This window comes from Microbacterium sp. NPDC060117 (assembly GCF_042729315.1).
Taxonomy (GTDB): Bacteria; Actinomycetota; Actinomycetes; order Actinomycetales; family Microbacteriaceae; genus Microbacterium.
Genome location: NZ_JBHWXR010000002.1, coordinates 897,688 through 911,779, shown reverse-complemented (window position 1 = coordinate 911,779; position 14,092 = coordinate 897,688). Strand labels below are relative to the sequence as shown.

At 70.8% G+C, this 14,092-nt stretch carries 10 protein-coding genes, 1 pseudogene and 1 riboswitch; of the genes and pseudogenes, 6 read left to right on the top strand and 5 right to left on the bottom strand.

Annotated features, from left to right (window positions below):
• Window positions 1-151 precede the first annotated feature (151 nt).
• The 3 genes from ACFWCK_RS10555 to ACFWCK_RS10545 all read left to right on the top strand — a co-directional run bounded on the left by ACFWCK_RS10555 (window position 152) and on the right by ACFWCK_RS10545 (window position 3,432).
• Entirely contained in the window at window positions 152-1,366 is a 1,215-nt protein-coding gene (locus tag ACFWCK_RS10555) for an LLM class flavin-dependent oxidoreductase (protein ID WP_233310081.1), read from the top strand.
• 1 nt (window position 1,367) lies between these two features.
• Window positions 1,368-2,012 carry an FMN reductase gene (locus ACFWCK_RS10550; RefSeq protein ID WP_378805764.1) on the top strand — a complete coding sequence of 215 codons (645 nt, stop codon included), beginning with the start codon at window positions 1,368-1,370 and terminating at the stop codon, window positions 2,010-2,012.
• A 67-nt stretch (window positions 2,013-2,079) separates the two neighbouring features.
• The gene (locus ACFWCK_RS10545) at window positions 2,080-3,432 is read left to right on the top strand and encodes an FAD-binding oxidoreductase (RefSeq protein ID WP_378805763.1); all 1,353 of its coding nucleotides are present in this window, start codon (window positions 2,080-2,082) and stop codon (window positions 3,430-3,432) included.
• A 76-nt stretch (window positions 3,433-3,508) separates the two neighbouring features.
• On the opposite strand, the pseudogene ACFWCK_RS10540 reads toward ACFWCK_RS10545, so the two are convergent.
• The 3 genes and pseudogenes from ACFWCK_RS10540 to ACFWCK_RS10530 all read right to left on the bottom strand — a co-directional run.
• Window positions 3,509-3,946: pseudogene (locus ACFWCK_RS10540) on the bottom strand (6,7-dimethyl-8-ribityllumazine synthase); the annotation flags it as partial.
• Between the two features lie 10 nt (window positions 3,947-3,956).
• A riboswitch (FMN riboswitch) is annotated at window positions 3,957-4,102 on the bottom strand.
• 103 nt (window positions 4,103-4,205) lie between these two features.
• Window positions 4,206-4,898, bottom strand: coding sequence for a response regulator (locus ACFWCK_RS10535; RefSeq protein ID WP_233309633.1), 693 nt, complete (start codon window positions 4,896-4,898; stop codon window positions 4,206-4,208).
• Window positions 4,895-6,190: an ATP-binding protein gene (locus ACFWCK_RS10530; protein WP_378805762.1), complete on the bottom strand. Its 1,296-nt coding sequence runs from the start codon at window positions 6,188-6,190 to the stop codon at window positions 4,895-4,897. The genes ACFWCK_RS10535 and ACFWCK_RS10530 overlap by 4 nt, the downstream gene beginning before the upstream one ends.
• 181 nt (window positions 6,191-6,371) lie before the next feature.
• Between ACFWCK_RS10530 and ACFWCK_RS10525 the strand changes: the two genes are divergently transcribed.
• A complete protein-coding gene (locus ACFWCK_RS10525) occupies window positions 6,372-7,826 on the top strand; it encodes a cation:dicarboxylate symporter family transporter (protein WP_233309637.1) in 1,455 nt (484 codons plus the stop codon).
• Between the two features lie 78 nt (window positions 7,827-7,904).
• Here ACFWCK_RS10525 and ACFWCK_RS10520 read toward each other — a convergent pair whose 3' ends face one another.
• Window positions 7,905-9,095: a coiled-coil domain-containing protein gene (locus tag ACFWCK_RS10520; RefSeq protein ID WP_378805761.1), complete on the bottom strand. Its 1,191-nt coding sequence runs from the start codon at window positions 9,093-9,095 to the stop codon at window positions 7,905-7,907.
• A gap of 110 nt (window positions 9,096-9,205) precedes the next feature.
• Complete coding sequence (locus ACFWCK_RS10515; RefSeq protein WP_160299713.1) at window positions 9,206-9,376, bottom strand: DUF5302 domain-containing protein; 171 nt, start codon at window positions 9,374-9,376, stop codon at window positions 9,206-9,208.
• Between the two features lie 171 nt (window positions 9,377-9,547).
• Here ACFWCK_RS10515 and ACFWCK_RS10510 point away from each other — a divergent pair, with 171 nt between their 5' ends.
• Together ACFWCK_RS10510 and ACFWCK_RS10505 are read left to right on the top strand one after the other, a co-directional pair.
• Window positions 9,548-11,488, top strand: a complete 1,941-nt coding sequence (locus ACFWCK_RS10510; protein ID WP_378805759.1) for a GDSL-type esterase/lipase family protein — start codon at window positions 9,548-9,550, stop codon at window positions 11,486-11,488.
• A 158-nt stretch (window positions 11,489-11,646) separates the two neighbouring features.
• Window positions 11,647-13,923: a polyribonucleotide nucleotidyltransferase gene (locus tag ACFWCK_RS10505; RefSeq protein ID WP_378805758.1), complete on the top strand. Its 2,277-nt coding sequence runs from the start codon at window positions 11,647-11,649 to the stop codon at window positions 13,921-13,923.
• Window positions 13,924-14,092: the final 169 nt, after the last annotated feature.

Here is a 14,092-nt window from a genome sequence, read left to right as displayed (position 1 = left end):
TCGCGGGGCGGGCGCTCCCGTGTCCGCGGGTCCCTGGCCGATCTCGCGGAACCCGGGAATACTTCTGACAGGCGGGTGTTTCACCAGATATATTCAAGTGAATAGAAATCTGAAGGAGAGCGCAGTGAGCGAGTCGAGCACCTGGTCGGGCATGCAGTTCGGCCTCATGTCGGTCAGCGACATCACCCGGAACCCCGTGACGGGCGAGACCCCGAGCGAGCGTGAGCGGATCCAGAACACGCTCACGATCGCCAAGCACGCGGAGGAGGTCGGACTCGACGTCTTCGCGATCGGCGAGCACCACAACCCGCCGTTCTGGTCGTCCAGCCCGACGACCTTCCTCGCGGCACTCGCCGCGCAGACCGAGCGTCTCATCGTCTCGACCTCCACGACGCTGATCACCACGAACGACCCGGTGAAGATTGCCGAGGACTACGCCATGCTGCAGCATGTCTCCGGCGGCCGCATGGACCTCATGATGGGGCGCGGCAACACCGGTCCGGTGTACCCGTGGTTCGGCAAGGACATCCGCCAGGGGCTGCCGCTCGCGATCGAGAACTACGCTCTGCTGCACGAGCTGTGGACCAACGACGTCGTGGACTGGGAGGGCAAGTTCCGCACGTCGCTGCAGGGCTTCACGTCCACCCCGCGGCCGCTCGACGGGGTCGCTCCGTTCGTCTGGCACGGCTCCATCCGCACGCCGGAGATCGCCGAGCAGGCCGCCTACTACGGCGACGGGTTCTTCGCGAACAACATCTTCTGGCCGAAGGAGCACTACCAGCGCCTCATCGAGCTGTACCGGCAGCGCTTCGCGCACTACGGTCACGGCACGCCGGAGCAGGCGATCGTCGGCCTCGGCGGACAGGCGTTCATCCGTCCGAACTCGCAGGACGCGGTGAACGAGTTCCGTCCCTACTTCGACAATGCGCCCGTCTACGGCCATGGCCCGTCGATGGAGGACTTCACCGAGATGACGCCGCTCACCGTCGGCTCTCCGCAGCAGGTGATCGACCGCTACGCCGCGATGCGCGAGCACTACGGCGACTACCAGCGCCAGCTGTTCCTCATGGACCACGCCGGCTTGCCGCTGAAGACCGTGCTCGAGCAGATCGACCTGCTCGGCGGCGAGGTCGTTCCGGTGCTGCGCAAGGAGCTGGCGCAGAACCGCCCCGCCGACGTGCCGGATGCGCCGACCCACGCCGCCCGCGTCAAGGCGGTGTACGGCGACGGACCGTCACGTGAGGCGCGCCCCGGCGCGAACCGCGGCGACAACCTCACCGCCGGATCGCCCTACCAGGACGGCGGTGCGGTTCCGGCCGCGGCCGGCTCCTCGTTCGGGACCGCGGCCACGAAGGGGGCGAACTGAGATGGGCGCACGTCGTATCGCGGTGATCTCCGCGGGGCTCAGCAACCCGTCATCCACGCGCATGCTCGCCGACCGCCTCGCCGCGGAGACCGCGCATCGGCTCACCGAGCTTGGCTCCGAGGTCAGCGTCGACGTGATCGAACTGCGCGACCTCGCGCACGACATCACCAACAACCTGCTCACCGGGTTCGCCCCGCCGGCGCTGGACTCGGCGATCAACACGGTCGTGTCGGCCGACGGCCTGATTGCCGTCACGCCGATCTTCTCGACGAGCTACTCCGGTTTGTTCAAGTCGTTCGTCGACGTGCTGGATCCGGATGCCCTCGCCGGCAAGCCGGTCCTGATCGGGGCGAACGCCGGTACCGCACGGCATTCGCTCGCGATCGACTACGCGATCCGCCCGCTGTTCACCTACCTGCACGCCGAGCCGGTGCCGACCGGGGTCTTCGCGGCCTCGAGTGACTGGGGGGCGAACGCCGACGAGGTGGCGCCGCTCAGCACTCGTGTCGAGCGTGGTGCGCGGGAGCTCGCCGAGGCGATGGCCCGCCGCGAGCCCGCCGCGGACAAGGACCCCTTCGATCCGGGCAACTACCTCGGCGAGGGACGCTCGTTCGGTCATCTGCTCGGCGGTCTCGCGGGGGAGTAGCCGCGAGCCGCAGCATCGGGGCGTGACGCCGCCGACGAATGTCCGTGGGGCATCGTACGGTGGCGTCATGCCCCTTCTCTCTGCGTTCGACACACTTCCCGGCGAACTCGACGGATCTCTCCTGCGGGCGGGCGACGACGGTTTCGACGCCGCCCGACGCCCGTGGAACCTCTCGATCGACCAGCTTCCGGCCGCGGTCGCGACGCCCGCGGGCCTGGATGATCTGCGCCTGATCCTCGCCGCCGCGCGTGAGGCCGGCACGCCGATCGCGGTGCAGCCGAGCGGCCATGGCGCGTCCGGCGACCTGGCCGGCGCCGTGATCGTGCGGACGGCGGCGTTCGACAGGTTCGATCTCGATCTCGGGGCCGGTGTCGCGGTGATCGGCAGCGGTGTGCGCTGGGGCGCGGTCGTCGCAGCCCTCGACGGCACGGGCTGGGCGGCCCCCGCCGGCACGAGCCCTGTCGTGTCGGTCGCCGGGTACACGCTCGGCGGCGGTCACTCGTGGTTCAGTCGCACCGCCGGCCTCGGCTCGGACAACCTGCGTGCGGCATGGGTCCTCCGGCCCGACGGCACGCATGAGCGCATCGACGACGAGAGCGACCGTGAGGCCATGTGGGCGCTCCGAGGTGCCGGCGGCGTGGTCGGGATCGTCACCGCGCTCGAGATCGACCTCGTCCCCGCGCCCGCGCAGTGGGGCGCCTCCCTCACCTTCGCTGCGGCCGACGCCCCATCCGTGATCCGCGCGGTGCGCGACCTCGCCGCGGCGGCACCGTCGACGCTGAACGTGTTCACGAATTCGATGCGGATGCCGGACGCGCCGATGCTGCCCGAGGAGATCCGCGGCAAGAGCTTCCTGACCGTCCAGGCCCTGTCCTCGGACGGCTCGGCCGAGGCGCTTCTGGACGGTGTGCGTCGCGCGGGCACCGTGCAGCGGGAGACGGCAGGACCGACCTCGTTGGCCGCGCTCGCCGCAGCCTCGGGAGAGCCGACAGATCCGACCGCCGGCCGGGGCGCCTCGCTGGCCCTCGACCGACTCGACGACGCCACGATCGATGCGCTGGTGGAGTTCCGTCAGGCGCCCGAGCAGTCGTCGATCGTCGGGATCGACCTGCGCATGCTGGGCGGCGCGCTCGACGCACCGCGGCGTCCAGGCTTCGCCTCCCTGGCGTCTGCCTCCTGGCTGCTGCATGCGCTCGTGCCGAACTTCCCCGGCGCACCGGCGGAGCCCGGCGAGGCGAGCATCGCCGGCCTCCTCGACCTGCTGGCCCCGGCCGCCGCAGAGCGGACCGTGCCGACGTTCCTCACGCCGGGTCAGACGCTCGAGCGCTGCGCCACGGCATCCGACCTCGATCGGCTGCGGGCGGTGCGGGCGAGCGCCGATCCTGAGGCCGTGCTGCACGAGGGACGTCTGCCCCGCTGAGATCCGCCGCTGCCGAGGTCCGCCGTCGCGGCAGACCTCGGCGACGGCGACCCGGTGTGGCGCAGGCGTCGCGCGGTCAGCCGATCGCGGCGAGGCTCTGCACGGTGGCCGAGACCGCCTCGGCGAGCTCCCGGCCCTTGACCGAGAAATGGCGGCGGAAGTAGTCCTGGTGTTCGTCGTGCTCGTGGAAGTGGTGCGGGGTGAGCACGGCGGAGAACACCGGGACGTCGGTCTTCAGCTGCACGCGCATGAGCGCATCGACCACGGACCCGGCGACGAAGTCGTGCCGGTAGATCCCGCCGTCAACGACGAGGGCGCTCGTGGCGATGGCCTCGTAGCGGCCTGTACGAGCGAGGCGCTGCGCGTGCAGCGGGATCTCGAACGCGCCGGGAACGCGGAACACGTCGACCTGGTCGATACCGAGCTCGGCGAGGCGCTCGACGAAGGCGGAGACCGCCTGCTCGACGATCTCGGCGTGCCACTGCGCGGCGACGATGGCGATTCTGGGCATGGTGAACTGCTCCTTCTGTCCTCTCTCATCCGGACTGTGACCGTCGGCTCCGGAATCGCACCGGATCGGCGGTCCCCGCCATGGGGACCGTTCGCGGGCTCGCGCGGACCATACCGCGACACCGCCGGTGGGGACTTGCACCCCGCCCTGAGGACAGGACGACGCTATCACCGCGAGGTGCACCGTCAGGACACGGCCATCGCCGTGACAACACCGGATGCGGAGTCGCCGCACGGACACGGGCGTCGGTCCGCCCAAGCCCTCAGCGGGGTGCCCCGCCCTCCCCGGCGAGGCGGTACGCGGTCTCCGGCCGCCCCGGTGCACCGTAGCGCGGGGCACGGACCGCGACCCGCTGCGCGACGAGATGCTCCAGGTAGCGCCGGGCCGTGACCCGGGAGACGCCGACGAGGGGCGCGGCCTCCCCGGCCGAGAGGTCGCCGTGCGCGCGCAGCACCGCGGTCACGGCCTGCAGCGTCTCCGCCGCGAGGCCCTTCGGCAGTGCGATGCTGCCGGTCGCAGGACCTCCTATGAGGGCGTCGATCTCCTCCTGACTGGCGGCTCCGGCGAGACCGATCGCGTGCTCGTGTCGATCGCGGAACTGCTGCAGACGGTCGCGGAAGACCGCGAACGGGAACGGCTTGAGCAGGTACTGCGCCACACCGAGCGCCGACATCCGTCGCACGGCCTCGACATCGCGCACGCTGGTGACCGCGATCACCTCGATCGCGCTGCCTGCGCCGCGGATCCGGCGCAGCACATCGATCCCCGAGCCGTCGGGCATCGTGAGATCCAGCAGCACCAGATCGATCCGCTCCGCATCGGCGGACAGCGCGCTGAGCGCCGCACGCACGCCGGTGCACTCGCCGACGACCTCGAACCCGTCGAGCCGGGCGATGTAGGCCGCATGGAGCTCGAGCGTGAGCGGATCGTCGTCCACGAGCAGGACACCGATCATCCGATCCTCCCTTCGTGCGCGATGCCGGGCAGGGTCACCCGGAAGGCCGTCGGCTCCGCGGTGAGTTCGATGCTTCCGCCCGCCGCGATCACGATGTCTCGGACGAGCGCGAGCCCCACGCCGCGCCCCGAGCGATCGCTCGGCTTGGTCGAGAAGCCGTGCTCGAAGATCCGCTCCCGGAGATCGGCGGGGACGCCGGGACCGCCGTCCGAAACCGTGATCGCCACGGTGCCGCCGTCCGCCGCCGCGACGTCGACCCGCACCCAGCGCTCGGCGCCCGTCTCGGCCTGGGGCGCGGCGTCGAGCGCATTGTCGATGAGGTTGCCGACGACGGCGACGGCATCGACCGGGGTCAGATCCGCGCGGGGAGCGGCAGGATCCACGTGGACCTGCCATCGCACGCCGCGCTCCTTGGCCTGCGAGGCCTTTCCCAGCAGCAGCGCGCCGAGCGTCGGATCCCCGTCGCGCAGCGTCATCTGGTCGATCACGGACTGACTCTGCAAGGACGATTCGGACAGCAGCGCGATCGCCTCGTCGCGGCGGTCGAGTTCGAGCAGCGACAGTGCCGTGTGCAGGCGGTTGCCGTGTTCGTGGGTCTGCGCGCGCAGCGCCTCGCCGAGCGTGCGCACCGACTCGTAGCCCGCCACCGCCTCTCGCACGTCGCGGGCCTCGAGGTCGCCGGTGATACGCCGCGTCGCGAGCCGCGCGAACACGGCGCCCAGCGCGCCGAGCGCCACGACCGCGAGGGTGAGGAGCAGGATCACCGGCAGTCGGCGCAGCAGGGCGCCGGCCAGCGACTCCACGGTCACCCCTGCCGACACCCAGCCGACGACCGCGCCTGCGGCGTCGTGGACCGGCGCGATGGTGCGCACGGACGGCCCGAGGGTGCCCGTGTACTGCTCGGTGAGGGGGCGGCCGTCGCGGGGGATCGTGCCGAGGTAGTGCCCGCCGACCTGGGCGGGATCCGGGTGGGTGAGTCGCACGCCGTTCCCGTCCATGACCGTGATGAAGTCCAGCCCGGCGCCTGCGCGCACGGACTCGACGTAGTCGCGCAGACCCGCTTCCGCCGCCGGGCGATCCGTGGCGGTCACGGCGGTCTCGATCGCGGGGGCGGCGGAGAGCGCTCGGGCGATCGCCACCGTGACGTGCTCGGCCTCCTGGCGCGCCGACGTCTGCGCCTCCCAGGTGAGGAACGCCCCGATCGCGGCGCCGATCAGCAGCACGGATCCGATCAGCAGCGCGAACACGCGCGATGCCGCACTGCGCACGCCGCCGCGTCTTGTCGTCGCCATCGCCGATCCCGACCTCCTCAGCCAGTATGCGCGAGGTCGTGCGGCGAACGGCGGGCTGCGCGGGGTTCGCGTCGGTTTCAATACGAACAGAACTCGCCGTGCTGCATCGCCGCTGCGCACGATGTTCGGCATGGCCCGCCCGCAGTGGCGCGGGCTTCCTGTTCACTCAGCGGAGGCGATGATGGCTCTCACCGAAGGTTTCAGACTCCCGCGGCACGACTGGCGCCGCGGCAAGAACTCCTGGGACAAGCACACCTGGCTCTATGTGTCCGTGCTCCTGGCGGTGGGACTCGGCATCGCGGTCGGACTCGTGTTCCCGCAGTTCGCCCAGGGCCTCGAACCCATCGGCAAGGGCTTCGTGAGCCTCATCAAGATGATGATCGCTCCGATCATCTTCTGCACGATCGTGATCGGGGTCGGCTCCATCGCCAAGGCGGCGACGGTCGGCAAGATCGGCGGACTCGCGCTGATCTACTTCATGGTCATGTCGACCTTCGCCCTCGCGATCGGCCTCATCGTGGGCAACATCATCCACCCGGGTGAGGGGCTGCACATGGCCGGTGCCACCTATGAGGCGGCGACCACCGAGGCGAAGACGACGCAGGACTTCATCCTCGGCATCATCCCTGCCACGTTCTTCGGCGCCTTCACCGGTGAGAGCGTGCTGCAGGTGCTCTTCATCGCACTCCTCGTGGGCTTCGCGCTGCAGGGCCTCGGGGATCGCGGCGCGCCCATCATGACCGCGATCAAGCATCTGCAGACGCTCGTGTTCCGCGTGCTCGGGATGATCCTGTGGCTCGCGCCGCTGGGCGCGTTCGGCGCGATCGCGGCGGTGGTCGGCAAGACCGGCGTCGCGGCGATCTGGAGCCTCGGGATCCTCCTCGGCGCGTTCTACCTCACCTGCATCGTGTTCATCGTCGTGGTGCTGGGCGGGATCCTGAAGCTCGTCGCCGGTGTGAACATCTTCCAGCTGATGAAGTACCTGGCGCGCGAGTACCTGCTGATCGTCGGCACGTCCTCGTCGGAGTCGGCGCTGCCGCGGCTGATCGCGAAGATGGAGCACCTCGGTGTGGCGAAGCCCGTCGTGGGCATCACGGTGCCGACCGGCTACTCGTTCAACCTCGACGGCACCGCGATCTACCTGACCATGGCGTCGCTGTTCATCGCGACCGGTCTGGGGCAGCCGATGTCGATCCCCGAGCAGATCGGGCTGCTCGTGTTCATGATCATCGCGAGCAAGGGAGCCGCGGGCGTCACCGGCGCCGGGCTCGCGACCCTGGCCGGCGGTCTGCAGGCCTACCGTCCGGACCTCGTCAACGGCGTCGGTGTGATCGTCGGAATCGACCGATTCATGTCGGAGGGGCGCGCCCTGACCAACTTCACCGGAAACGCGGTCGCCACCATCCTCATCGGGACCTGGACGAAGCAGATCGACGCGGAGCAGGTGCGTCAGGTGCTCTCCGGGGCGCGGCCGTTCGACGAGTCCTTGCTGGACGGCGTGGGGCACGACGCGCAGCCGGCCGCGCAGGACGGAGCCGCCGTCGAGCCGGTCAGCACCGAGACGCTCGGGCACGCCGCGATCGAGGAGATGGCGGCCAAGCAGCAGCGGGCGCAGGCGCGGGCGGAACGCGGCTGACCCGCATCGCGGGCCGGGCCGGGCCGCGGGTGACGATTCCCGCCCCGGCCCGGCGCTCGCTCGCGACGGAGAGCGGGTTCAATACCAGTTGTTGGCGACCTCGTGGGCCCAGGCGCCGCAGGGGGATCCGTAACGGTCCTGGATGTAGCTGAGGCCCCAGTCGATCTGGGTGTCGCCGTTCGTGCGCCAGTCCGGCCCCGCGGCCGCCATCTTGTCGGCCGGCAGCGCCTGGGGGATCCCGTAGGCGTCGCTGTCGGGGTTCAGGGCGTCCGCGCGCCAGCTCGACTCCTGCATCCACAGCCGGTACAGGCACGAGAACTGGTCCTGGCCCCAGCCGTAGTTGCCGAGCTGGCCGGCGGCATAGGCCTGGGCGCCAGCGGGATCGACGTTCACGCCGCCTCCGCCGAGGTCGCCGCCCCCTGAGCCGCCGCCGGATCCGCTCGAGGAGGAGGCCGCCGCGGCGTCTGCGGCCGCGGCGGCTTCGCGCTCCTGCTCCGCGACCTGCTGGCCGATCCGGTAGCGCCGCTCGACGTCGGCCGTGGTGTTCTTCAGCGTGGCCAGCTGCGCGTACAGCGTGGTGACGTGGCCCTGCAGGTCGGCGACTGCAGCGGCTTCGGCGTCCGCGGCGGCCTTCGCCTTCTGTGCCGCGTCCTCGGCGGCGGTCGCGAGTGCGTCCCTGGCCGCGCGGGCGGTCTGAGCCTGGTCCTCCAGTGACGTCGCGATGCTCTGCGCCTCGAGCGCGCGCTCGCCGAGCTTCGCCCAGGTGGAGTCGAGCTGCTGCAGCACACCCAGGCGAGTGAGCAGCTGGTCCGGGTTCGCAGACGTGAACAGTCGCGCGGTGAGGGGAGCCGCGGACTCGACGCGGGCGCGGCCGGCGACGACCGCACCGAGCTGCTCATGCGTCTGCTGCACGGCCTGCTCGGCGGCGGAGGCCTGCACGCCCAGCTCGTCCGCGCGCTGCTCGGCCGCGTGCGCATCGGTCCGGGCCGTGTCGGCGGCCTGGCCGGCCTTCATGGCGGCGGTCGACGCGTCCGCGGCCTTCTGCTGCGCCGTGGCGAGGGCGTCGTTGATACGCGTGATCTGATCCTGCGTGGCCTGCTGGTCGCCCTGCGCGTTCTGCACGTCCTGCCATGACGGATAGTCGTCCGCGTACGCCGGCGCGGCCACCGCGAGCGGCAACATCAGCAGCACGCCGGCCACGAGTGCCAGCACCGGGCGGGTCGTGCGGGCTCTGCGCACGGGGGCGGCAGAGGCGGAAGAAACGATCACCATTCGACGCTAACCCCGCTCGCTGTGGATTCCCAGCCCTTCCCGCGGATGCGCAGACGACGAAGGGCGCCGACGATCCCTCGTCGACGCCCTTCGCGGTGGATACGGGATCAGCCGCTCTTGCGGCGGAACTCGCGCCGGGTCTGCGCCCCGTGCGTGCCGTGCACGGCGGAGTCGCCGTTCAGGTGCGCCTCGCCCTGGTGCTGCTGGGCGTTCTTCTTCTCGAGCGCCTCCTTGAACTTGCGCTTCATGTCCGCGGCGGCGGTGTCGTCGGTACTCATGGGCGTCAGCCTAGCGCCGAGGGTGTCCCGGAGTCCTGGAAGAACGGAGAGGGACGGGCAGGGGGCGCGGCGGCGGACGCGGGGTGACCGATCGCGGTGCATCCGGTGAACACTGTGTGATGGCCGTCGTTCCGCGCCGTGCCGGGCCCTGCGGGGCGGGATCCTGATCACGTGAGAGCAGCGATCGTGACGGAATCCTTCCTCCCGCACATGAACGGCGTGACCGGATCCGTTCTGCAGATCCTCCGCCACCTCGAGCGCCACGGGCACGAGGCCCGGGTCTACGCCCCCGCTGCGGAGGGCATGCCGCGCATGATCGGGCACGCCAGGATCGAGCCCATCCCATCCGTGGCCCTGCCGGGGTACCGCACGGTGCGCGTCGGCACCTCGAGCGCACATCGGCTGGCGGTCTCACTGGACCGGTTCTCGCCCGACGTGGTGCACCTCGCGTCGCCGTTCGCCCTGGGTTGGCGTGGTGCGCTCGCCGCCGAGCGGATCGGGGTGCCCGCGGTCGCCGCCTACCAGACGGATGTCGCCGCCTACGCGGCCCGCTACGGGGTCTCGCTCACGACGGCGCTCGCCGAGGCCCATATCGCGAGACTGCACCGGCGCGCCACCCTCACCCTCGCCCCCTCGTCCGAGTCGGAGGAGCAGCTCGCGCGGCTCGGCGTCGATCGGGTGCGTCGCTGGGGTCGAGGGGTGGACGCGGAACGGTTCCACCCGGAGCGGCGCGACGGCGCGTGGGCGCACCGAGCAGGCGTCGACGCCGTGATCGGTTATGTGGGCAGGCTGGCGCCGGAGAAGCAGGTCGAGGACCTGCGGGTGCTCGCGGACCTGCCGGGAGTACGGCTCGTGATCGTCGGGGACGGTCCCTCCCGCGCGCGGCTCGAGAGCCTGCTCCCGGACGCTGTGTTCCTGGGGCATCTCAGCGGTCCGGAGCTCGCTCAGACCATGGCATCGTTCGACGTCTTCGTGCACCCCGGCGAGAGTGAGACGTTCGGGCAGACCTTGCAGGAGGCGCATGCGAGCGGGATCCCGGTGGTCGCGACCGGCCGCGGCGGCCCGCTGGATCTGGTGCGCCAGGGCGTCGACGGGTGGCTGTACCGACCGGGCGACCTGCAGGATCTGCGCGATCGGGTGCGGGATCTCGCAGGAGACGTGCGCAAGCGACAGGCATTCGGTCGAGCCGGCCGGGACGCGGTGGAGAGCCGGAGCTGGAGCGCCGTGTGCGACCAGCTCCTCGACCACTTCGATGAGGCGCAGGACCTGCATCGCGCCGACGCCGGGTTGCGCGCCCCCCGGGCTGTGCGGCCGGAGCCCACGCCGGTGGGGGAGCGCAAGCGCTGGCGCCGCTATGTCGCGCTCGGCGACTCGCTCACAGAGGGGCTCTGCGACCCCGGTCCCGACGGCGCGTTGCGCGGCTGGGCGGACCGCCTCGCCCTGCTGCTGGCCGCCCGGGAGCCGTTGGACTACGCGAATCTCGCCATCCGCTCCAAGCGGGTCGAGGACGTGTGCGGATCGCAGCTGCACCGTGCCCTGCAGCTGCGACCCGATCTCGTGTCGATCCTGGTCGGTGCGAACGACCTCGTGAAGCAGCGGGTCGCGGTCCCCGTGCTCGCCGCGCGCCTGGAGGACACGGTGCGGCAGCTGCGTGAGAACGGCGCCGACGTGCTCCTGGTCACGGCGTTCCTGCCGGGCAACCCGGCGGCGCGCATCTACGCCCGCCGGTTCTCCGCCTGGGCCACCGCGCTCGCCGGCATCGCGCGTCGCCAGGGAGCGATCCTGCTCGACACGGACCTGCACCCCCAGCTCGCCGCGCGGCCGAACTGGGGAGAGGACCTGGTGCACCTCTCCAGCCGGGGGCACCGATTCCTGGCGTACCGCGCGGGCGTCGCGCTCGGCGTGGCGCTGGCCGACGAACTCGGCGCGCTCGACGAGGTCCTGCACGAGACCGAGCGCACGGGCGCCGGGGTCTGGTGGCGCCGGCACGCGCTGCCGTGGGTCTGGCGGCGCCTGCACGGGCGCGCCGCCGGCGACGGACGCAGCGCCAAGCATCACGACTACGTGCGACTCGGCCGTGAGCGCGGAGTGCGCGAGCCCAGCGAGGTGTGAACTCCTCCGGTCCCTGAGGCCGTCGAAGGGTCCGGATCCCGCCCCGCGCGGCCGCAGCGCCGCACGCTGATAGGATCGAACAGGATGCCTCTGTGCGCATCCGTCCATGCTCGCGCTCCACACGGGAGAGCGAGCCTAAACAAAGAAGGAGAGACCTCTTGGAAGGTCCTGAAATCACCGCTACTGAGGCCGTTCTCGACAACGGTCGCTTCGGCACCCGCACCGTCCGCTTCGAGACGGGCCGTCTCGCGCAGCAGGCGCAGGGCGCGGTCGCCGCTTACCTGGACGAGGAGACGATGCTCCTCTCCGCCACGAGCGCGGGCAAGTCCCCGCGTGAGGGCTTCGACTTCTTCCCGCTGACCGTCGACGTGGAGGAGCGCTCCTACGCCGCCGGCAAGATCCCCGGCTCGTTCTTCCGCCGTGAGGGCCGTCCCTCCACCGAGGCGATCCTCGTCTGCCGTCTGATCGACCGCCCGCTGCGTCCGTCGTTCGTCGACGGCCTGCGCAACGAGGTCCAGATCGTCATCACCGTGCTCTCGATCGCGCCGGGCGAGTACTACGACGCCCTCGCGATCAACGCGGCGTCCGCGTCGACCCAGATCTCGGGTCTGCCGTTCTCCGGCCCGGTCGCCGGTGTGCGCCTCGCGTTCATCCCCGGCCACGGCGAGCACGCCGACCAGTGGGTCGCGTTCCCCAACGCGGAGCAGGTCGAGCAGGCCGTCTTCGATCTCGTCGTCGCCGGTCGCGTCGTCACCAAGGGTGACGGCACCGAGGACGTCGCGATCATGATGGTCGAGGCCGAGGCCACCGAGGGCAGCTGGAACCTGATCAAGGCCGGCGCCACCAAGCCCAGCGAGGACATCGTCGCGCAGGGTCTCGAGGCCGCCAAGCCGTTCCTGAAGCAGCTCGTCGAGGCGCAGGCTCAGCTCGCCGCCACGGCGTCGAAGGAGCCGGGCGTGTACCCGGTCTTCCTGCCGTACAGCGAGGGCACGTACGACTTCGTGGCCGAGCGCGCCTACGCCGAGCTCGTCGACGTCTACCAGATCGCCGACAAGCAGGAGCGCCAGAACGCCGACGACGCGATCAAGGACCGCGTCAAGGCCGAGCTCATCGCCGCCGTCGAGGCGGGCGAGCAGCCCGAGGTCGCGCTCAGCGAGTTCTCCGCCGCTTACAAGTCGGTCACGAAGAAGATCGTGCGCGGCCGGATCCTCACCGAGGGCGTCCGCATCGACGGTCGCGGTCTGGCGGACATCCGCCCGCTCGACGCCGAGGTGCAGGTCATCCCGCGCGTGCACGGCTCCGCGATCTTCCAGCGCGGCGAGACCCAGATCCTGGGCGTTACCACGCTGAACATGCTCAAGATGGAGCAGCAGATCGACTCGCTGTCCCCGACGACGAGCAAGCGCTACATGCACCACTACAACTTCCCGCCCTACTCGACCGGTGAGACCGGCCGCGTGGGTTCGCCGAAGCGTCGCGAGATCGGGCACGGCTTCCTCGCCGAGCGCGCGCTCGTGCCGGTGCTGCCGACCCGCGAGGAGTTCCCTTACGCGATCCGTCAGGTGTCCGAGGCGCTCAGCTCCAACGGATCCACCTCGATGGGCTCCGTCTGCGCCTCGACCCTGTCGCTGCTGAACGCGGGTGTGCCGCTGCGCGCACCGGTCGCCGGCATCGCGATGGGCCTCGTGTCCGACCAGGTCGACGGTGAGACCCGCTACGCGGCGCTCACCGACATCCTCGGCGCCGAGGACGCGCTCGGCGACATGGACTTCAAGGTCGCCGGCACGAGCGAGTTCGTCACCGCGATCCAGCTGGACACGAAGCTCGACGGCATCCCCTCCGAGGTGTTGGCCGGGGCACTGACCCAGGCCAAGGAGGCGCGCCTCACGATCCTCAACGTGCTGAACGCCGCGATCGACAGCCCGGACGAGATGGCGCCGACCGCGCCGCGCGTGATCAGCGTGCAGATCCCGGTCGACAAGATCGGCGAGCTGATCGGCCCCAAGGGCAAGACGATCAACGCGATCCAGGACGAGACCGGTGCGCAGATCTCCATCGAGGAGGACGGCACCGTCTACATCGGCGCGACCGACGGCCCCTCGGCCGAGGCTGCCCGCGCACAGGTCAACGCCATCGCCAACCCCACCAACCCCGAGGTCGGCGAGCAGTTCCTGGGCACGGTCGTCAAGATCGCGACCTTCGGCGCGTTCGTCTCCCTGCTCCCGGGCAAGGACGGTCTGCTGCACGTCACCGAGGTGCGCAAGCTCGCCGGTGGCAAGCGCGTGGAGAACGTCGATGACGTGCTCTCCGTCGGCCAGAAGATCCTCGTGAAGATCACGAAGATCGACGACCGCGGCAAGTTGTCGCTCGAGCCCGTCATCGACGAGGCTCCGGCGGACGCTGCCGAGCCGGTCGCCGAGGTCGCCGAGGCCTGATCCTCCGCAGAAAGGCCCGTTGTGTCCGCCGAAAGGGGGACACAACGGGTCTTTCGCTGTTTTCGTGACCGAACCGTTACGCATTGTTCGCCTCCTGGCCGTCTCAATGAACGGAAGCGTCCGAGGCCTCGCTTACTCTCGAAGGGAACGCACCGGGGGGTGCGTCTCA

Excerpts from the sequence above, each read along its gene's own strand:
- ACFWCK_RS10550 (WP_378805764.1), top strand. The coding sequence starts at position 1,368 with ATGGGCGCACGTCGTATCGCGGTGATCTCCGCGGGGCTCAGCAACCCG.
- ACFWCK_RS10545 (WP_378805763.1), top strand. The coding sequence starts at position 2,080 with ATGCCCCTTCTCTCTGCGTTCGACACACTTCCCGGCGAACTCGACGGA.
- ACFWCK_RS10555 (WP_233310081.1), top strand. The coding sequence starts at position 152 with ATGCAGTTCGGCCTCATGTCGGTCAGCGACATCACCCGGAACCCCGTG.
- ACFWCK_RS10525 (WP_233309637.1), top strand. The coding sequence starts at position 6,372 with ATGGCTCTCACCGAAGGTTTCAGACTCCCGCGGCACGACTGGCGCCGC.
- ACFWCK_RS10530 (WP_378805762.1), bottom strand. The coding sequence starts at position 6,190 with ATGGCGACGACAAGACGCGGCGGCGTGCGCAGTGCGGCATCGCGCGTG.
- ACFWCK_RS10535 (WP_233309633.1), bottom strand. The coding sequence starts at position 4,898 with ATGATCGGTGTCCTGCTCGTGGACGACGATCCGCTCACGCTCGAGCTC.
- ACFWCK_RS10515 (WP_160299713.1), bottom strand. The coding sequence starts at position 9,376 with ATGAGTACCGACGACACCGCCGCCGCGGACATGAAGCGCAAGTTCAAG.